Origin of the sequence: Flavisolibacter nicotianae, from assembly GCF_003628535.1 — a bacterium.
Taxonomy (GTDB): Bacteria; Bacteroidota; Bacteroidia; order Chitinophagales; family Chitinophagaceae; genus Flavisolibacter; species Flavisolibacter nicotianae.
This window is the reverse complement of the sequence record NZ_RBCI01000016.1, coordinates 76829-97160: the sequence shown is the minus strand read 5'-3', so window position 1 is coordinate 97160 and position 20332 is coordinate 76829. Positions and strand designations below refer to the sequence as shown.

General features: G+C 45.2%; 20 protein-coding genes. 4 read left to right on the top strand and 16 right to left on the bottom strand.

Annotation, left to right across the window (positions count from 1 at the left end; all coding sequences use genetic code 11):
- Window positions 1–45: 45 nt before the first annotated feature.
- From nuoE to D6024_RS26930, 8 genes are all read right to left on the bottom strand, one after another.
- A complete protein-coding gene (gene nuoE / locus D6024_RS24610; protein WP_121357480.1) occupies window positions 46–510 on the bottom strand; it encodes an NADH-quinone oxidoreductase subunit NuoE in 465 nt (154 codons plus the stop codon).
- An 80-nt stretch (window positions 511–590) separates the two neighbouring features.
- Entirely contained in the window at window positions 591–2336 is a 1746-nt protein-coding gene (nuoC, locus tag D6024_RS24605; RefSeq protein WP_121357479.1) for an NADH-quinone oxidoreductase subunit C/D, read from the bottom strand.
- Between the two features lie 70 nt (window positions 2337–2406).
- Window positions 2407–3045 carry an NADH-quinone oxidoreductase subunit NuoB gene (nuoB, locus tag D6024_RS24600; RefSeq protein ID WP_121357478.1) on the bottom strand — a complete coding sequence of 213 codons (639 nt, stop codon included), beginning with the start codon at window positions 3043–3045 and terminating at the stop codon, window positions 2407–2409.
- 251 nt (window positions 3046–3296) lie between these two features.
- The gene (locus D6024_RS24595; RefSeq protein WP_240410155.1) at window positions 3297–3758 is read right to left on the bottom strand and encodes an NADH-quinone oxidoreductase subunit A; all 462 of its coding nucleotides are present in this window, start codon (window positions 3756–3758) and stop codon (window positions 3297–3299) included.
- A gap of 70 nt (window positions 3759–3828) precedes the next feature.
- Window positions 3829–4257, bottom strand: a complete 429-nt coding sequence (locus D6024_RS24590) for a CBS domain-containing protein (protein ID WP_121357476.1) — start codon at window positions 4255–4257, stop codon at window positions 3829–3831.
- Between the two features lie 672 nt (window positions 4258–4929).
- Window positions 4930–6366: an alpha/beta fold hydrolase gene (locus tag D6024_RS24585; protein WP_121357475.1), complete on the bottom strand. Its 1437-nt coding sequence runs from the start codon at window positions 6364–6366 to the stop codon at window positions 4930–4932.
- A 44-nt stretch (window positions 6367–6410) separates the two neighbouring features.
- Window positions 6411–6947 (bottom strand): CPBP family intramembrane glutamic endopeptidase, encoded by a 537-nt coding sequence (locus D6024_RS24580; protein ID WP_162945006.1) that lies wholly within the window; start codon window positions 6945–6947, stop codon window positions 6411–6413.
- A gap of 59 nt (window positions 6948–7006) precedes the next feature.
- Window positions 7007–7324 (bottom strand): hypothetical protein, encoded by a 318-nt coding sequence (locus D6024_RS26930; protein WP_162945005.1) that lies wholly within the window; start codon window positions 7322–7324, stop codon window positions 7007–7009.
- Between the two features lie 1190 nt (window positions 7325–8514).
- Between D6024_RS26930 and D6024_RS24575 the strand changes: the two genes are divergently transcribed.
- Complete coding sequence (locus D6024_RS24575; protein ID WP_121357473.1) at window positions 8515–8844, top strand: hypothetical protein; 330 nt, start codon at window positions 8515–8517, stop codon at window positions 8842–8844.
- A gap of 21 nt (window positions 8845–8865) precedes the next feature.
- Here D6024_RS24575 and D6024_RS24570 read toward each other — a convergent pair whose 3' ends face one another.
- The 8 genes from D6024_RS24570 to D6024_RS24535 form a co-directional block, all read right to left on the bottom strand.
- Entirely contained in the window at window positions 8866–9501 is a 636-nt protein-coding gene (locus D6024_RS24570; protein WP_121357472.1) for a TMEM175 family protein, read from the bottom strand.
- A 326-nt stretch (window positions 9502–9827) separates the two neighbouring features.
- Window positions 9828–10091 carry a hypothetical protein gene (locus D6024_RS24565; protein WP_121357471.1) on the bottom strand — a complete coding sequence of 88 codons (264 nt, stop codon included), beginning with the start codon at window positions 10089–10091 and terminating at the stop codon, window positions 9828–9830.
- Window positions 10092–10299: 208 nt separating this feature from the next.
- Window positions 10300–10470, bottom strand: a complete 171-nt coding sequence (locus tag D6024_RS27660) for a TMEM175 family protein (RefSeq protein WP_162945004.1) — start codon at window positions 10468–10470, stop codon at window positions 10300–10302.
- A 132-nt stretch (window positions 10471–10602) separates the two neighbouring features.
- Complete coding sequence (locus D6024_RS24555) at window positions 10603–10836, bottom strand: hypothetical protein (RefSeq protein WP_121357469.1); 234 nt, start codon at window positions 10834–10836, stop codon at window positions 10603–10605.
- The gene (locus D6024_RS24550) at window positions 10837–11598 is read right to left on the bottom strand and encodes a hypothetical protein (protein ID WP_121357468.1); all 762 of its coding nucleotides are present in this window, start codon (window positions 11596–11598) and stop codon (window positions 10837–10839) included. It lies immediately after the preceding gene.
- Window positions 11599–11800: 202 nt separating this feature from the next.
- Window positions 11801–12982 carry a class-III pyridoxal-phosphate-dependent aminotransferase gene (locus tag D6024_RS24545; protein ID WP_121357467.1) on the bottom strand — a complete coding sequence of 394 codons (1182 nt, stop codon included), beginning with the start codon at window positions 12980–12982 and terminating at the stop codon, window positions 11801–11803.
- Window positions 12983–13088: 106 nt separating this feature from the next.
- A complete protein-coding gene (locus D6024_RS24540; protein WP_121357466.1) occupies window positions 13089–13631 on the bottom strand; it encodes a hypothetical protein in 543 nt (180 codons plus the stop codon).
- 11 nt (window positions 13632–13642) lie between these two features.
- Complete coding sequence (locus tag D6024_RS24535) at window positions 13643–14803, bottom strand: zinc-dependent alcohol dehydrogenase (protein WP_121357465.1); 1161 nt, start codon at window positions 14801–14803, stop codon at window positions 13643–13645.
- A gap of 724 nt (window positions 14804–15527) precedes the next feature.
- On the opposite strand from D6024_RS24535, the gene D6024_RS24530 reads away from it, so the two are divergent.
- The 3 genes from D6024_RS24530 to D6024_RS24520 all read left to right on the top strand — a co-directional run bounded on the left by D6024_RS24530 (window position 15528) and on the right by D6024_RS24520 (window position 20321).
- Entirely contained in the window at window positions 15528–16412 is an 885-nt protein-coding gene (locus D6024_RS24530; protein WP_121357497.1) for an AraC family transcriptional regulator, read from the top strand.
- Window position 16413: 1 nt separating this feature from the next.
- On the top strand, window positions 16414–16884 hold the full coding sequence (locus tag D6024_RS24525) for a DUF983 domain-containing protein (RefSeq protein ID WP_394338477.1): 471 nt from the start codon (window positions 16414–16416) through the stop codon (window positions 16882–16884).
- Window positions 16885–17441: 557 nt separating this feature from the next.
- Window positions 17442–20321 carry a PAS domain S-box protein gene (locus tag D6024_RS24520; protein WP_162945003.1) on the top strand — a complete coding sequence of 960 codons (2880 nt, stop codon included), beginning with the start codon at window positions 17442–17444 and terminating at the stop codon, window positions 20319–20321.
- The last annotated feature ends 11 nt before the right edge of the window (window positions 20322–20332 follow it).

The window sequence follows — 20332 nt, the reverse complement described above, 5'->3', positions numbered from 1 at the left end:
GTGAATGGTCAATAGATTGGTGTTCTCTTTATCCCTGTTTGTCAATTAAGAATATTTCTTCAATAGTTCGTCCAGTTGCTCGATAGTTACATCTGTGTACAGGTCGTCATCAATCATCAAAGCCGGTGCATGATCACAGCAGCCAAGGCAGGCATTCGGCAACAAGGTGAACCGTTGATCGGTCGTTGTTTCCCCGAATTGGATCTGCAGTTTTTGCTGCAGGGCCACATAGATTTCCTGGTATTTCATCACATAACAACTAATGCTGTCACAAAGCAGGATCACATGCCGCCCAACCTGCTTGCGAAAAATCAGGTTGTAAAAGGTAGCGACCGAATCCACTTCAGCCGGGCTCATGTCTAAGTATTCTGCCACTTCGCTGATGCTTGCATCCGATACCCAACCCCTTTCCTTCTGAACAATTTTTAATGCTTCGATCACCGCTGCCTTTTTATGCGGCAGCAACTTCACTTCGTGGTCAATGGCATTGATTTCTTCTTGTGTCAACATAACCGTTGGTTCATGTATTTTAATGAATCAATCTCTTCCCATTTTCCCATTTTCACATTTTCTCATTTTCCCATTCCTCTTCACCTGTCAATATCCGCCAGCACAAAATCCATGGCACCGAGAATCGATAAAAGATCTGCCACCGTGTATCCTTTGCTGATATAAGGCACCATCTGCATATGTGGAAATGACGGTGTGCGGATGCGCACACGATACGGCGACGTGTCACCATCACTGGTGAGATAATAGCTGTTGGCACCTTTTGTTGCCTCGATGCAGCTCATGGCCTCCCCCGCAGGAATCACAGGTCCCCAGCTCACATTCAGGAAATGTGTGATCAGAGTTTCAATGTCCTGCATGGTGTATTTTTTCAGCGGCGGCGTGGTTAGCGGGTGGTCGGCTTTGTAGCTTCCTTCCGGCATGTTGTTCAGGCATTGTTCAATGATGCGCAGGCTTTGGCGCATTTCCTCTACCCGAACCAGGGCACGGTCGTAACAGTCCCCATTCTGCGCAGTGGGCACTTCAAAGTCGAACATCTCGTAACCGGAATACGGCCGTTTTTTTCGAAAATCCCACTCGTAGCCGCAGGCCCTGAGCCCGGGACCGGTAACGCCCCATTCGATGGCTTCCTCCAGTGTGAAAATGCCAATGCCTTTTGTGCGGCCCTTAAAAAGGCTGTTGCGCAGCACCATGTTGGAATATTCCTTGAGCTTCGGAGGAAAATAACCGACAAAGTCACGAACCAGGGCATCCCAACCCTTGGGCAAGTCTTGTGCGACCCCACCGATCCGGAACCAGTTCGGATGCATGCGGCCGCCACATATGGCTTCAACGATATCGAAGACTTTTTCCCGGTCGGTAAACATGTAAAACACCGGTGAAAGCTGGCCAACATCCTGTGCAAAGGTTCCAAACCAGACCAGGTGGCTGGAGATGCGGAACAGTTCACACAACATCACCCTGATGACCTTCACCCGGTCGGGAACTTCGATGCCGGCGAGTTTCTCGACAGCCAGCAAATAGGCAAGGTTGTTCATCACACCGCCCAGGTAATCGACACGATCTGTATACGGGATGTAGGTATGCCAGCTTTGCCGCTCGCCCATTTTTTCGGCACCCCGATGGTGGAAACCAATTTCGGGAACCGCATCTACAATGTCTTCACCGTCCAACTGCAGGATGATCCGTAACACACCATGCGTGCCCGGGTGTTGCGGACCAATGTTGAGGAACATAAAATCGGCGTCATCACTTTGTCTTTGCATGCCCCATTCTTCGGGCTTGAACTGCAAGGCCTCCTGAGCCCTTTCCAGGTAGTCTTCATGCAACTGGAAGGGGCCCATCTCTGTTGCCCGTGCGGGATGTTCTTTGCGTAGCGGATGACCTTTCCAGGTCAGGGGCATCAGAATGCGTTGAAGGTGAGGATGACCTTCGAAACGGATGCCAAACATATCGTACACCTCTCTTTCGTACCAGTTGGCATTTTTAAACAAATGCGTGACAGATGGCACGGAAGGGTACTCGCCACTCAAGGCAAGCTTCAGACGAACGAAACCGTTTCGCTCAAACGAAAAAAGATGGTAAACTAAAGTAAAGTCCTGTGTAGGAAGCGACTGCTTATTGCGCCGGTCACGCTCATCGATGCCACAGAGGTCATACAGCAGATTGAAAGGTTTGGTCGCAGATTTTAAAAAGGTTAGGACAGGAACGAGTTGCTCTTTTGAAATCCAAACCGTTTCGATGGTATCAACGGTTTGCTGGCGATGAAAACCGTCAATGCCACACTGTTGTTGAATCTCTTGCCATATCATATCATCCTCAGGCATAGCAGATCGTTAAACATTACAAATGACTGTTATTCCCAAATTGTCGGGAAATAGGCTGTTTGCCCCTTTCCTATATGGTATCCGTGGTACTGAAATGTATCATCTTCATCCGCTCCTCTTTTCGCTGCTCCTTCATCGGCGTCATTTCCGGCCTGATCACGCCCTGCTGGCCAATGACCCAGCTAAGCGGTCGCTTTTCTTCCCTGACCGCCTTACCCAATAATACCAGTCCCTGCATAAATGCATCCGGTCGTGGCGGGCATCCGGGCACATACACGTCTACGGGCAAAAATTTATCGACTCCCTGCACCACACTGTAGATATCATACATGCCGCCACTGTTGGCACAGCTGCCCATCGAGATCACCCACCGTGGCTCCATCATCTGTTCGTGCAGGCGTTTAATGATCGGCACCATTTTAATGAAAACGGTTCCCGCAATCACCATAACATCGGCTTCACGAGGCGTACCGCGAATGACTTCTGCCCCAAAACGAGCCACGTCGTATTTGCTGGTGATGCTGGTTGCCATTTCGACAAAACAACAACTGAGACCAAAATGGAAAGGCCAAAGTGAATTTTTTCGTCCCCAGGCCAACAGGCTTTGCACGGAAGTGAGCAAAACGCTTTTGCTCATGGTCTCTTCCATACTGCCTGTACCGGAGATGGCACTTGTATCGGCGCCGGGTTTTTGTAACCACCATTTCATACCTTGTATTTTCACTTTACTTGCCGCATCGGGAACAGATGATACTCTTTTCGCCCCAGAGGTGAAAGGCCTGTTGATAGAAATATCTCAATCTACCTTGCCTGCTAAATGAAAGGAGTATAAGAGTGCCATTGCGAATACAAAGCCACGGTTAAAAAAAGCAATCGCTTCAAAGGGTATAAATTAAAAAGGTAGGTGTAAAACGATTTTATAATACCTGCCAAAAAAGCCGGCATAGTCAAACAACGTTTTCAATGATCAGTTGGATTTGTCTCAGTTCCTACTGCATCAGGCGATTTCTTCTGTACCATTTTTTTATAGTTTTTTAAAATGCCTTTGACATCTGGGCCGATGTCCAGTGCACCGATGCCCCATTCGTAAATAAGCACCACCAGCAGTTGGCCAATAAAGATGGCCACGCCAATATAACCCGGCCATCCCAACTCGTAAAAGCCTAATGCCCACAACATGATAAACATCGCTTCAACGTCAAAAATGACAAACAACATGGCAACCAGGTAAAACTGAGCAGAGAAACGTAGCCGTGCTGAACCGGTTTGCTGAATACCGCCTTCGTAAGGCAGGTTGGTTTCCGATTCGCGATGCCGCTGGCCTAAGAAATAGGATAAGGTAATGATGATGGCAAGGAGAAGCCCGACCAAACCTGCATAAAGTAAGAAGGTCCAAACGCCGGAATCATTGATTTTAAGCATGGGCATAACGTTCCTGCTTGTGCGCTCGTAAAATGTAATCGTGCAGATACCTGATCATACAGTACCCAGGTTAGCCAGTAATGTAATGGCTCAACGTGTCGATGAGATAATCCTTGTCTGAAATTGTCATCCGCACTAAATCGCCAATCGAAACAAGTCCGATCAATTGTCCGTTTTCCACAACAGGCAAATGCCTGATGAATTTTTCTGTCATTAATTGCATGCAGACTTCACAAGACGTGGTAGGTGTTACCACAATAGGCTGTCCGGTCATGATTTCTCTTACAGGTGTTTCTTTAGAGGATTTCCCTTTCAGAACAACTTTCCGGGCATAATCTCTTTCGGTAAAGACACCAATGAGCTTTTCATTCTCAACAACAACAAGACATCCAAGATTTTTTTCTTCTAATAGCTCCAGCGCATCATAAACCGAATGATCAGGGCTGATGCTGTACACGGCACTACCCTTTGATTGGAGTATGTTTCTAACAGTACCCATAAAAGAGGGTTTAAGAGCTGAATTGCCTTATTAAGTTACATCATTTTTAAGATTGAAAAGAGAAATTCTGCAGCAGTCATTGATCCTTCGTCCAGCCAGTTAGCATGATCTATTCGGACATTGTTGGTTGCCTGTCTCGGATTTCGCGTGGCAAGAGATTGAATGGTGGATTCCGCATTTTCGTGTAATTCTAACCATCGGCAGCATCAAGAAGGCTGATCTAAGTTCTCTTGAAGTACCGCCTTCCCGATTTGCGGAGGCAGAATAAAGAAAGTCAACCTCCGATACAACGTAGGTTGGCTTTCTTTACCTACCGATGAGTGGGCTGAATTGCTAAAAATCGTTACGCTGCAACTTGCCGGGTAAGAGATTGAATACACCATCCAGTTGTCCTCTCCTATCCAATTCTACACCAATGGCAAAATCGAGAGCTTCGACCTACGATCTGTTGTAGGTGATCTTCTGGAATGATGATGGAAACAAAAGAATTCTTGAAAACGACACCTGATTATCTTTAAAAAGTTCTCAAAACGAGCCAAAACGACGTAAGACGTAAGTAGTTCACCCTGGCGTCACCTTTTTCTTTTTTGCAAGTGTATTTTGCTGACAGACAACCGTTTACCCGAAAAGGTTCAAGTCACTCAGGAGCTACGTAAATTGTTTCAAAATCAGTCAATCCCTTGCAGTGTAAAAAAATTCTCGAATGGTTTGCAGGCTCCACGCTGGATTTAGTGTAATCATGTGGTGGCCCATGTTTACTGCTTTTACAAGAACGGTTTGCGGTGGCAATTTTGGGATCGCATATTTTTCCTGGTAGGAAGGTCCAAGGATACTGCATTCACCACTCATCAGCAACAAACCACCCTTATAGGCTGCACTTCCGGCGGTAAAATCATATTTTAAAGAATTGGGATCATCGATGATGGGTTTTAAAATCGTGTTATAGGCCGCATACCCCATTCGTTTAAACGTGTTGGGCGGCAGGTCCTGCCCTACGCAATTGTAGGGTGGCCCAGGCTTCGTTTTACCGGCTATTTTGGTTCCGATATATTCGTATCTTTCCTGTCCGTCTTCTTTCGTAACAAAGGGATAATAGATAAGGGTGGAGAGAATATTCCAGGTGGAACCAATGTTGCCTGCACGTTTGAAGTTTTGGACCCATTCTTTTACCGGTGCACCGGGATAGAGAATAAACGGCTCTACAATCACGGCCTGCGAAACAACTTCGGGGTGTTTTGACAAATACCCAACCACCAGCGTAGCGCCCCAGGAATGACCAATGAGTTTTACTTTTTTACCGCCAGAAAAATGTTGCACTATTGAATGCAGGTCATCCAAGTTTTGTTCGATGGTAAGAGAGCTTTCATCTACCCGTGGCGATAAACCAGAACCTCGCTGGTCGTAAAAAATTACCCGGTAATCGTTTGCTAATTCTTTTAAAGGTTTCAGGTATTCGTAATCAAGTCCTGGCCCACCGTGTACCACAATGAGTGGTGTTGCGTTTGCAGGGCCAAAGACTTCCATGTGGTATCTGTAACCATTAATTACTGAAGATGGAAGCGAACGGTCGAACTGCGTGGTTCGGGGCACGTGCAGGTGAATGGTGGCCAGTGCCAGTTGAAAGCAAGCCAGCACCAACAACAAAGAAAGAAGCCCAACTCTTGTCTTTGTGGTTCCATCACCCCTTAGTTTTTTCCCGTAGGCTTTAACGGTTAAGAATGTCCCGCCAAGAAACAGCACGGTAAATAAGGCGTAGGTCGCTGCACTTTCACCGGCTTGTTTGGCTTCAGGAGCAATCATGCGGTAAAGACCGCCAAAAACCAAAATCCAGCCAGCCAGTGTGATAACAATTGGCCACCCTTTCCAACAGTTGTGGATGCGGATGATTGAAAGACCTGCAATAAAGAGCAATGTGCCATTGAGGTAAGTAACCTGCGGAAGATTAGTTGCCCAAATGTGCAGGTTAAGGGTTTCGGTAAGACCGAGTGCAGCAGCAGTAGGGCCAACAAGGGCAGCTAGCCTTTTTGATTGAGCCTGCGCCTTTTGCTCTTCGGGCGGTTTGAAAACCTCCTCCCTCTGCGCTTTGATTTTTAAAAGGTGAATATTCATGCGATATATTTTGTGTAAACAGAGAAAGCCTGCATTACCAATTCTTAGCGGCTACGTTCCTTTTCGTTGTTTCGGGCTATTATTTTCATTTCCGCTATAGGGTCTGAAACATTTGAGATAGGTACTTCCGGCAGTAAGCTTGTTTTTTCATAAGAAGAGAGGTTAGCCGGCTTGTATTTTATCAAAACCAAAGCTGCCAGGAGCATTACCAAAACGCTTATGACCGCCGAGAGCACCAATTCGTTCTTTCCCATCATGGACACAAAGTTGAATGTCAGGTGCCAGAGACTTACGGCCAGAGTGCTCCCTTTCGTATAGTTATACAGAAACGTGAGCCAGATGGCGCCGGCAACAATTCCCAATACAAAACCGATGTAAGCCATGCCTTTTAATTCATACCGGTAAAAAAACGATGGAATATGCCACCCGATCCAGATAACAGAAAGAATGGCCGTGGATTTGAAGGCTGAATACCGGGCTTGCAGTGCCGGCAAGGCATAACCACGCCAGCCGCCTTCTTCCCCAAAGCCATAAAATAAAATGGGCAGCAGCCAGGCAAGCAGATTTACCGGGTGCGTCAATGCATTGTTTTGGAAGAAACCGGCAATATCAAACCATTCTTGCTTTACAAAGCGGTTCACTACAAGGGAAACGGCAAAATGAGTAGTGGTGAAAAAGAAAGCAGCCAGCCTTTCGGGGAAAGCTTGTTTACAGAATAACTTCTTCGAAACTGCCGTCTGTTTCCTTCGTTGTGAAAGTGCCGTAGCGTAAGCAAAGCAGCAAGGATGGGACCCAAAGCCCCGAACGAATGCCACACATCCTGCTGGCGGGCATGTGCCGAATCATCGGGGAAAAGAAAAATGAAGTGACGATGATTGAGTGCCAGCAGAATAAACGCAAGCCAAGAAATGAAATAGGCCAGCAGAACAAACACCACAATAGGTTTCGACCTTTTCATCGCCTTCGGTTGAACCAATGAAGATACCATCTCCAGCAACTTGCAACCAATGACAGAGGACATCTCATTGTCTGAGTAAGGTCAGGAAAAGGGATAGCCCGGCAATCACCCCGATAACAACACTCCTGCTTTGTATGCGAAATGTTGCCTCTTTGAACCTTTTCCTGTGTGGCCATTTCCAAAGTACCAAATCACTATTACAAACTGGACGAACGTAATCATGCATCTTATATGCATCCTTAGCTTTGACCAGATTTCCACTACTGTCTTAAGCAACCGTATAGAGAAGTTTAAACTGAGGGAAAGAGTTCGAACAAAAATTTTTAAGATCCAAGGAGAATGTTTCTTTTATGATATTAAAAAATCTTCCAGCCGGTACGCACCATCCACGACCTACGCTCATACACCATAAAGTATCGGTAATGATTGACTGCTTTACTTGCTCATACATTGCCCAACCTTATCTTTTGCTCTGCGTCCAGGTCAAGTGGAGAGCGAGACGGAAGTCGATTCAGCTATTAGAAGATCTGACGACATTATCGAATCTAGTTAGTTTAAAATCAGCAAACTATTACAGACCTGGCAAGAGTTTGAGCAATAACAATTGCGAACTACTTCTCTATTATGAATAAGCCACTTTGGCAGAATTGAGAAAGCTAATCTACGTTGTATCGTTGGTACAAATGCAATATTCTGCCCTGTGAATACAAAATAGGTTGTTCGCACATTAGTGATTGGTGAGTTGTAAAAACGCAATGCATCAACACTGACAACGCAAACTTTTAAATAAATCCCTCAGTTGCGCGGAAAGTCCCAAGGATGTCAAACCATGCGATCTAAGCCAGTATATTCATCATTTTCTCTGGGAAGAGATTGAGTATTTGCACCGGCTATATTCGTCCTTTAATCCATTTGCGCCATTGGCAGAATCGAGCAACTGAATCTTCGGCGAGTCGAAGATTCAGTTGCAAAACTTCCACTAAGCGGGTGTTTGATAAGATGTCGATACTTTACTACAGGTCTTGCTATTTACTACTTAGCCGGGGTAGTTTTATTTAAAATACTTCTAAAATAGGTTCCTATCCTTGACTATTCTTAATCAAATTTTTCCTCTTTTTACGAATCCCACCGGCCAAGTACACCTTGCTTCTTAAATTCTGCTCTGGTAGCTTTGTTTAAATCATAATCGGATGGAATCAATTGCAAACAAGTCTTTAAGCATTCTACTCAACATTCGCCAGATCCATGAGCTGCTCAAAGAGTTTAATCAAGGCAAATCAGTACCATCGATTTCTGCGGAAAGTATAATATTAGCAAAGGTAATTTTTACAAATGACAAAGCAGGGACTGGCGCAGGGAGCAAAAGAACACCAAAAGATCTGGCTTTGCTGATGGCAGGACCCTTCCTTTTTCTTCTCCGGCTTTGTTTGCCGAAGGCAGAGGTATCAAAATCTTTCAGCCAGTGGCGGCTACTTATCCAATCAAATCGAAGAACTGTTTCCTCACTCCTAAAAAAATAACCAAGAGATATTTATTTTACATCAACAAGAGGTTTTTCGCCGCAGGGGATACTTCTTTACTCTTAGTTCACTAATCCGAGGTAAGGCAAAATAGACATATAACAACAAAATAGGTATAATACTTAAAGATACGCTCCACAAACATATGATTAAGGCAGCCAGGTGCAGCACAGGGGCAATTGCATATTCCTTTGTAAGAAAACGGATGAGCCTCTTATCTGTAGGTTCTTTCAAAATTCCATCCGTTCTAATTGCGTACCACCAGGTACAATTGTAGAACAACGTCATCAACACCAATGTCGCATGATAGATCAATGCCGCCGTTCGTTCGTCAGGTTTGCCTACATGACGTGCCAATAACCCGGTGGTAAAAGATTGAAGTGTAACAAACATCAAAAACAAAATATTCAGTATAAGCAGATACTGATCTGTCTGCCTTATGTAAATAAACATATTGTGATGGTTGGACCAGGCAATACAGATAAACAGGAAAGATGCAGCGAATGCAGCATAAGCAGGCCATTGTTTGACGATGGCCTGCAGCAAGCCTGTTTCGGTTTCGGGTTTCGGAAGTTCGATAACAAGCAGTGTTGCCGCTATAGCCAAAACAGCATCGCTAAAATATTCGAGCCGATCCGTTGGTCGATGATTGTGCATAAGAACCTTTCAACATTCAACTAAATTCTTACCTCTGACATTTTCATTGAATCTTCTCCTTTCCATAGGATAATTTTCCCGCTTTACACTCTTTCAATTATGCTATAATAGGGCATTAGAAAAAGCAACAATAGTAGTTCATGAGGGCAGACCGGGTTCACCACCCACAGGTAGTTCTCTTCATCTACATAAAACTCCTGCACAAAAACTCAATTATTTTTGCCATCTTCCTGTCTCTTTCAACTATTCATTGTTGCATCCGGGTAAAGCTTTACCTGGTTATTGGGCAAAATTTCGACCACTGAATTTATGTGGTACGTAGAAACTTATTGTTTGGGTTTTAATTCAACCTCTTCTACATAATGCCTGTTCCCGTTTTTATCTACCCAGTAATAGCGGACGTCTGTAATATAAATTTTCTGGCCTTTGGGGCCTACCTTATCTGTTGATTCTTTATCATTCCCATGGCCTTTTTGCGAGCTGTTGCTTTTAGCCTGGTGTTGGGTTACTGAACTCTCCTTATGTTGCTGGGCCTCAGAGGTCAAAGAAATTCCGATTAAGATCACTACGATAGCTAGAATCTTTTTCATAAAACCTGGTATTAATGATTAATAAAAAATATAAAGAAATGCGATACCTGATCAGGGAAGCTATGTTTAGCAACCCTTCTTTTTTCATTCAGTTGGTTACAGTTTGAATAACGGAGCTTTACAAGTAGTTATCATTGTCGGGGTTGACTGCAGAAGTAATACCAACCCCATATCAACGTATCTTTTTTTAAAGAATAAACATTGACTTTTACAAAATAGATTTTGCCTGTTGCATAATAGTAGAAGGCACAATAAGCAGGCCATTGTTTGACGATGGCCTGCAGCAAGCCTGTTTCGGTTTCGGATTCGGAAGTTCGATAACAAGAAGTGTTGCCGCTATTGCCAAAACAGCATCGCTAAAATATTCGAGCCGATCCATTGGTTGATGATTGTGCATAAGAACCATTCAACATTCAACTATACTCTTACCCTGACATCTTTATTGTTTCTTCTCCTTTTCGCAGGATAAATTTCCTACTTTAGTGTCTATTAATAGGCCTTTAAAAAGGCATTAGAATAAGAGGCTATTTCTTTCCTTCCTCTTCTTGTAGTTCCGATGACCTTCATTGATATCTACAGGGTTACCTCGATAATGAGCCCCCACGGCAACACGGTCCGTAGGAGTGGTAAAGACCATCTTTTCATCCATGCCTTCTGCTACTGTTTGGTAAGCAATATCAATTGCAGGCTTCTGGAAATTATTCAAACTATTACAGGTAATGGGTAAAATGACCAACTTAAACATTTATCTAATGATTGGTTCCACCAGGTACAATGCATACATATCCTCTGTCTTTTTCATGATTCCAAGCGCTTCCTGATGAATCATGGAGAATAGCCCGCTATTCTCTTCCGATCCTAACTTTTGCCGGTCCAGTAATTGCATTTGCCACTTGATTTTGGACTCATAGAAGTATAGAAATTTTTTTGCGAGATAGAATTTTTGTTGTTGAGGTACAATGGACATGGTAAGTTGCTCGTGGAATGTGTTGATGAGCAGAAAAAAATACCGCACACCGTATTCAAATTCGATAGTGTCCAGATAAATCTCGTCGCCATAATTCTTGATATCATGAGAATAAGCCTCCATGGCATCTCCACCCTCCAGTATGCTGTCCTTATGGGGGTGATTTAGTTGGATCGCCAGCAAACCTCTTCGATATTTTAATTTATAGAACTCGTCTTTTATTTCCGTGAGGTGTTTATCCAGGGTCTCATATTCACTTTTGATCTGATTTTGTATAATCTCATTGCGCAGCGCCTTCCGCTGGGTCTGGTTTGCTTCAATCTGCTGCTCGAAAGAGAGATACACCAGAATAGCACCGATCAGTCCCACAAAGGGACCTGTTATCCCCCCAATTGAATTACCAATATCACCTTGCCCGGAAAAAAAGTGTAAGACTGCAGGCTGAATCAAAAAAAAGGGGGAAACCACTACCAATAAAATACCCAATAACAAGATCCACCTGCTCCTTCTTTTATACCTGAGGAAACTGTCGTTTTTCATGCGTGCAATACATGTTAAATAACTGGGTGCTGTCTTTCTTTGTTAAGGTACGGCATAAACCCCGGAGTTAGATAACTATTATTTCATTGGGCTTTGATGTAAAAAACAGATGCAGCAACGCTTTTCATTTCTCCATATACACATATTTGATCACTCTAATTTTCATTGGAAAATGCTTATTAAAACATACTTTAGTCGTTTTCTATAAACAACTTTCCAATATATCCAATCCTTCTTCTGCGATTGTTTGTCTCATGGTCAGTGGTGGAAAAAGAGTGAGTGTGTTTTCCTGGGTCGTAAACAGCAGTCCCTTCTTCAGGCTTTTTTGCTGAATGCGTTCGGCATATTTCGGATCGTTCACGTCTATACCGATAGCGAGACCGAGGATGCGTACATTAGCTTCTTTTTTAAATTTCATTTGACTGAGTCGGTCCGTAAAACGTTGGCTTAAGGCAGTGACGTTGCCGAATATTTTTTTCTTGTTTTTTATCCAATATCGAATGTTTGCAATGGCGGCTCCCACTGCCAAAGGATGCCAGCCATACGTAGAATAAAACTGGAATCCGTTCTTCAGCACTTTGTCGGCAATCTTTGCCGTCGTCATACAGGCGCCCATCGGAACGGCCCCTCCGGTAATGGCTTTGGCGAGGCAAAGAATATCGGGCTCCATGTCAAAATGCTCACAGGCAAACAGCTTTCCGGTTCTTCCAAAACCGCAGGCTACTTCATCCATCACCAGCAGTGTTCCATAGCGCTTACATAAAACATTTATCCTTTTCATAAACGCATGCCCGGGTATCATTACGCCCAGGTTGCAGATGACCGGCTCCATGATCAGCGCAGCAGTGTCTTTCTTCTTCAACCTGGCTTCTACTCTATCTGCAGCTTTATCATCCAGCGGGGGTTTAATCTTTATACAATTCGGCAGAAGGTTTTTGTACTGCTCCCTGTTTTCTGAATCACCAATACTTAACGTACCGATAGAATTGCCGTGATAACTACCTTCAACAGATAGAAACTTTGCTCTCCCTGTGTACAACATGGCTATCTGCATGGCCGCTTCTACCGCTTCGGTACCACCCGTGGCACGAACAGTTTTTTGCAATTCACCCGGAGCAATGGACGCCAGCAATTCAGCAAGGTCCGCCCAGCCTTTGTAGTGGTAACCCGGCGCGATGTAGTCGGGTATTTTTGCAGGGTTGATTTTTGATTGTATTTCTTTTCTCTTCCAGCCCAGATTTCCTACGCACCACCCGGCATTAAAGTCGATATAGCGCTTACCGTGGTTATCGTAAATGAATTCGTCTGTTGTTCGGGTCACCTGTATATCCTCAGGCTCTTCTGTGGACATGAAAAACTGCTCTTCTCTTGATTGTTGCTTCATGATTTTAGACCAATGACGAATAAAGAAATAGAAGTATCAACCCAAAAGTGTTCGGTTTCTATCAACTTCCGGGTTGATACCATCAGTGCCACCCTCTTCTTAAAAACTACTTCCTGTTTTTTCTGTTCAGCAACATGATGCCGGCCGTTATCAGCAAGGCTGTTGTCGCCATTCTTCCAATAAAAGCCGTGCGGTTGTGCTTCCATTCGGCCCGCCAGCCCCTTTCGATCCAGGGGTTGGGAAGAATACCGTGTTTTAAATCATTGATCTTTCCCTGGATAACATCGATCCGGTCGGCCAGGATGAGCGTCATCCAGTGCGTGGCGGTGGCTTCGCTATACTTATAAGCATAGCGACGCACTGCACCACTCAGGCCCGCAGGCGGCGTAGAAGTGCCAAACACACGGGTAACGCCGGGCCGCTCTATGGAATGAAAGACCTCCCTGTCGATGGGCTGCTGGGGCGCCTTTTCGTAATTGAGACGATCGTGGTCGGCACCTGTCCAATGCTTCATCGGATAAGTCGGATCATTTTCCGGATCTGCATCCATGCCCCACCCGGGGATATCTTTGGTGCGATCATCCATGTTTCGATCCGCAATTTTCCGGTCCTGGAACTCGTCTATTCTTTCTTCTAATACTTCTTGCATAAAAAAAGGTTTTAAGCCGCGTAGGCACGTGGCGGAATTAATAAGGGTTTGATGATGTTGTCCAGCTTTTTGGAAAACATGCGGTAGGCGTCCGACACTTCTTCCAACGGGAACCGGTGCGTAATGATTTCCTTTGGATTGATCCGGCCGCTCATGATGTGGTCGATCAGCTTGGGCAGCAGCCGTTTTACCGAGGCCTGGTTGCCCCGTATGGTAATGCCTTTATTCATGATACTGCCGAGGGGAACGAGGTTCCAGGGTGGACCGTATACACCAATGATCGATACGATACCACCTTTTTTAACGGAATTCACAGCCCAGTGAAAGGCAGTGGCCGTGCCTGCCTGCATTAGCAATCCCTTTCCGGTAATCGTTTGCAAAGCCATGCCAGACGCTTCGCAGCCCACCGCATCGATACACACGTCTGCTCCATAGTAATCGGTGGCTTTTTTTAAGAACACCACCGGATCTTTCATTTCCCTGAAGTTGTACGCCTCGGCAAAGGCAAACTTGCGGGCAAACTCCAGGCGGTAGTCTAATTCGTCAATCACAATAACCCTGGCGGCGCCAAAAAACCAGGCAAAGCGGGCCGTCATCAACCCAATTGGGCCGGCGCCAAACACCACCACGGTATCGCCTTTTTGAATGCCTCCCTGCTCTGCCGCCTGGTAGCCGGTAGGCACCACATCGGTCAGCAGCACAGCATTTTCTTCGTCCATACCTGCAGGAATAATTGTGGGGCTCACATCAGCATAGGGCACCCGAACGTATTCGGCCTGTCCCCCATCATAGCCACCACCGGTATGGGCATAGCCAAAAAAGCCGCCGACGGCCGTGGCTTCCGAATTTGCCTCGTGGCAGTTGCCATAGAGTTCTTGCTTGCAAAACGGACAGCTGCCGCAGGCAATGTTAAACGGTACCAGTACCCGGTCACCCACTTTCAGTTTTTGCACCCCCGAGCCTATCTCTTCTACCACACCGGTAAACTCATGGCCAAAGGTCATGCCCACACGGGTGTCCGGCACCAAGCCATGATACAGGTGCAGGTCCGAACCACAGATGAGGGAACGGGTCACCCGGACAATGGCATCATAAGGATGCATGATCTCCGGCATGGGCCTGTTTCGATCGGGTCTAATCTGAAAGGGCCCGCGAAAATTCATTGCTAACATAATTCCTGTTTTTAAAAATGAAACAATAAAGAGAACTGAATAAAAAGCTGTGAAGAGGGTTGATCGGATGAGAGAGAATGTCGCAATAGGCGTACCGATTATGTTTGATGAGTAAAGTTTTCGAATTCTATTTTTCAAACACATCAGTATTCAACGGTGACTTTTGTATTGTACGTTTTTGATCCTGGTTCAACCGGCATGCTTTCAACGGCAGCTCCGCACAGTGTGCTGGTAATTTGTGGTGGGAGTTTACATCTTCATACAGATTGTAGATGATACGCTGCCCTTGCTGAAAAGTACAGGGGCAGAACGCAAGTGCGATGAGAGTTTGTTCGACTTCGCTCAGGACAGGCTTACGGTGCTTGCTGCGGGCAACCGAAGGTGGCTAATGTTTTGGCCATATATATTGGCTTAGCTACTGCAGGCTGCAGGCAAATTGCTCCATAGAATTACAGAACGTACAAGTGAGTGACACAACGGAAATCTAATCAGTACGCTACCGCTGGTTACATAAGAAACAAAAGCTAACAAAGTAATTTGGTTCAGTACACGGCTGGATGTTACTACATCATCGGGTAAATCGCCGGGGCAATTTTACAGCACAGTGCGATTCTTTAACGTCATTCATCTGCTTGCAAATCCACGAAAAGTACCATAAATGCCCCGGATTGTTCAACAGGCTGGCCACCTGTTCAAGCTATCTTTGCTTCGGCAAAAAAACGTGATGATAACAAAGGCTTCTATACCGGTTTACGACATTTGCACCATCGATCAGCGGGCACAAAAAGACCTGTTGGTGGAGCGGTTCGGCACTTACCTGGAGAAGCACTACGGGCACCTTCAGCGACCGCACCGCCACTCGTTTTACCACCTGGTACTGTTTACCAAAGGCAAAGGTTCACACACCATTGACTTCGATAAATTTCCGGTGCAGCCTTACCAGATTTATTTCATGATTCCAGGCCAGGTACACAGTTGGCATTTTGAAAGCGGAGTGGATGGTTATATTGTTCACTTCACTGGTGAGCTGATCCATTCTTTTTTGCACAATAGCCACTACCTGGAGCGGTTTCCTTTCTTTCGCGGGAACAGTAAGGACAGTGTGTGTTTGCTTCCCGGGTCAATACACAACAAGGTCGCCGAATTGTTTGAGACCATGCTTCAGGAAGTCGTGGAAGCGAAGGAACAAAACATCGATCTTATTCGCCTAAAACTGCTGGAGCTGTTTATTGCTGTTGACCGCAACTGTATCTCTAAGAAGGAAAGAAGTATACCACCACAGAAGATGACCTTGCTTCGCAGCTTTCAGCACCTTATAGAAAAGCATTTCCGTTCTATCAGGCTGCCAAAAGAATATGCAGACCTGCTTTATGTAACGCCGAATCATCTCAATGCCCTGTGCCAGGACCTGCTGGGTAAAACAGCAGGCGAACTCATTCGGGACCGGGTACTGCTGGAAGCCAAGCGCCTTCTGACCAATGCTGATATGACCGTAACAGAGATTGCTTATGACCTCAACTTCCAGGACAATTCTTACTTCAACCGCTTCTTCCGGAAGAATGTGGGAATGACACCGGAAGAATTCAGAAAAAAATTTATCAACAAATAAGATGAGTCTTATGGATGTGCAACAACACGACGAAAAACCAAACCTTATCTTCAGTCTTTTGAATTCAAAATGCACCCGGTGCAGGAGGGGCGATATGTTCCGGGATAAAAATCCCTATCATCTCAGAAAGACAATGAAGATGAATGACCAATGTCCGGTGTGCGGTCAGCCGCTGGAGATGGAACCGGGCTTTTACTACGGTACCAACATGATCAGCTACGGCCTGGCTGTGATGGTCTGCATCATTACGTTCTTTCTTTGGTGGATCCTTATTGGCTTTTCGCTACATGACAGCCGTTTCTTTTGGTGGATTGGCATCAATGCCTTTTTGCTCCTGGCCCTGCAGCCGCCGTTGATGCGAATTTCACGTGCCGTATGGCTTGCCTTTTTTGTGAAGTATAGTCCGGAGTGGAGAAAAGGTGAGATTGTTGCTGCCTATAGCGTTAACAAAGAACACCAGAACAATTGGTAAGAGCGCTTACTGAAAATCAATATGGAAATATTACTTATCGTTTGCCGTATTCTATAAATATCAGCTTCCGTAATGCTGTAAGTAGCCAGGTAGAAAATGCCGGTTTTTCAAAAACGAGCATGATCGCCAATTCAAGGCAATTGTTTTTCGCATGATACAGAAACTACTGAACAATATTCTTGATCATTTTCGCAAAGTGTGCGATCCTGAAAAAGGCAGCACGCCTGATATTCACATCAATATTTTATCGAAATAATTCTACGCTATTTTCCTGTGAATACCAATCAATCTCGTTTCCTATCAAAAAGGTAATTTTCACCAGACGTTCCTTTTCAAGGGAATGTTTGCGTCCTACCCTTTCTCTTTCAGGCAGGAATTCTATTCCGCATTTGAAATAGTTCACAGCACGCAGTAAGTGTTATTATTATCGCTTGGTAAGTGTCATTATTTATAGCTCCTGATTATAACGTAACAACTGGCCTTCCAGCCGCTTCCTAAAATTAATATGCAGAATGTCATTTTCGAATCCTCAATCTTCCAATGCTATACTGAGCCATTTGCAAGAAGCTGATGATTTCGGTGCCATTGTTTTTATTCTTGACTCCTCACTGCTGAAATTTATTGCTTGCAACGATACGGCCATAGAAACGTTAGGCTATTCAAGGGATGAATTGTTGCAAATAGGGATGCAGGACATTGATGCAATATTCACCCGTGAAATGATAGCCGCTGCATATGAAAGCGTCCGGAACAGCGAAGAGAAGCAAGCAACCGTGCCCAGCAGATTCAGGAAGAAAGATGGGGCGACCTTCGGCGTGGAAGTTTACTTCAAGGCATTTGAAGAAGGTGGAAAACCATATATCCTTGCTTCGGCTACCAGGGCCAGCGTCATCGAAAAGGCAAAAGAAGAACTTCAGTTCCATTCCGTGCTTTTCAGTCACATCACCGATGCGGTTGTTTCGTTGGATAATGATCTTTGCATCACCAGTTGGAACAAATATGCGGTGGCCATTTTTGGTTGGACCGAACACGAAGTGTTGGGCGTTTCCTACCGCAATTTGATGCAACCTTTTTATCCCGGCATTTCGGAAGAAACGGAACGGCGGCTTTATCACCAGGAAGGTGAATGGAGAGGGAATGTTATCTTTTCCCGGAAAAACGGCGAACGGTTTCTTTCCAACGTGTCCTACGGGTTGCTAAAGGATGGAGACGGAAACGTGAACGGTTCGGTTGCAGTTATCAGAGACAGGACAGAAGAGGAAAAAAAAGAAAAGCAGCTTTTATACCTGGCCGAACTGGTGAATAAAACCAGCGACGCCATCATCTCGATTGATACTGCTTTTCAAATCATCAGCTGGAACAAAGGAGCAGAGATCATCTATGGGTATACAGCCGGGGAAGCAATTGGGAAGGACATTACTGTTTTACTGGGATGGGAAAATGCAGGGATACGCCTTACTGAAAGTAAGCACAGACCTGGCAAAGAGGCCTATTGGCAGGGAGAGGAAAAGCATGCTCACAAAACCGGGACCGAAGTTTATGCGCTGGTGTCGGTTTCACTGATTCAAGATGAGAACGCGACTGTGACAGGTTATGTAATTGTTGGAAAAGATATTTCGCAACGAAAGCAGTTGGAAAACAAGCTTCAGCACCTGAACCAGGAACTGGAGCAAAGAGTGCAACGAAAAGCGCAGGAGCTCACCCATGTTTTTGAACGAGTGACGGATGCCTTCATTGCCCTCGACAAGGCCTGGAACTATACGTATCTGAATAAAAAAGCCGGCGAGGTCCTTGGCCGCTCCCCGGAACAATTGATCGGGAAAAACATCTGGACCGAATTTCCCGAAAAACTTCAGGAGCCTTTTTACCGCCTGTTTTTTGACGTCATGGAAGTGCAGGAGCCCCGGCGGGTAGAAGCCTGGAATCAGTTTTACAATGCGTGGTTCGAAGTCTTGTTGTATCCTTCACCCGACGGGTTGTCTGTGTATTTGCAAAACATCACCGATAAGAAGAGAACTGAGCAATCATTGGAAGAAGGCCGGAAACGATATGAGCGTATTATGGAAACCGTGCAGGAAGGAATATGGCATATAGATGAGAACACACTGACGACATATGTGAACCCATACCTAGCCTCACTACTTGGTTACACACCGGAGGAGATGGTTGGGAAATCTGCATTGGATTTTATCAGTCCGGAGTACAGGAATAAGGCACTACAGAATATCGAGGAAAGGAAAAAAGGCGTTTCAGGGCAACATGAGCTCAGTTTTTATAACCGGCAGGGGCAGGTGATCCACACGCTCATACAATCCACGCCCATTTATGAAGACCATCAGTATGCAGGGTCCGTTTCCACTCTGCTGGATATTACACAAAAAAAGAAGGCAGAAGAAGAACTTCGGTTGTCTGAACAGAAATACCGCATCATTTTCGAGAAAAATCCCCTGCCCATGTTTATGCTGGAATATCCGAAACGGAATTTTGTGGCGGTGAATAATGCTTTTATTGAAAAGTTTGGGTACAGCAAAGCGGAGTTGAAAAAAATGAACATGAGGCAATTGAGAAGGCCCGGGGAAGTGTATAAGTCCGATGAAATTGCAAGGATACTGGCAGAAAACAAACAATTCAGGGAACGTATGTACTTGCGCAAGAAAGATGGTACCGATCTGCTGTTTGATGTACAGGCAGCTGAAGTTGTTTTTGAAGGCAAGACAGTTTACCTTACATCCACCCATGATATAACGGAACTAGCGAAAGCGGAAGAAGCCCTTTTGCAAACAAATAAACAGCTCAGGGAACTGACGATCCACCTCCAGGATATCAGGGAAAAAGAAAGAAAACACATCGCCCGTGAGATTCACGATGAACTGGGCCAGCAACTGACCGCCCTGAAACTGGAGCTTTCGTGGATTGCCAAAAAAATGACAACTCAGCAGGAGGCGATTGTTACCAAAATCAAATCATCTCTTGATGTGATCAACGGCACAATACACACAGTGAGGAGACTTGCAACAGAATTGCGGCCGGCCATGCTTGATGAATTGGGATTAGCCGAAGCCATCAGGTGGCAAATCAACGAATTTTCCAAAAGGACCGCCATAGAGGTGGATTTTGATACCAATGTGGATGAAACTGTATTCCCACCGGATATTTCTATCAGTTTTTTCCGGATATTGCAGGAATCGCTGACCAATATAGCCCGTCATGCAGAAGCAGGCCATGTGGAATGCAAACTGCATTTGGCTGACCGTTTCCTGCTGTTACAAATCTGCGACGATGGAAAGGGCTTTCATCCCGGTAATACTGGCGATAAAAAATCGCTTGGCTTGCTGGGAATAAAGGAAAGGGTTCAAATGCTTAACGGGGAATATCAGCTTTCCAGTGAACCCATGAAAGGAACAAAACTGACGGTTAACATTCCGTTGAATAGTTAATAACGATTGTG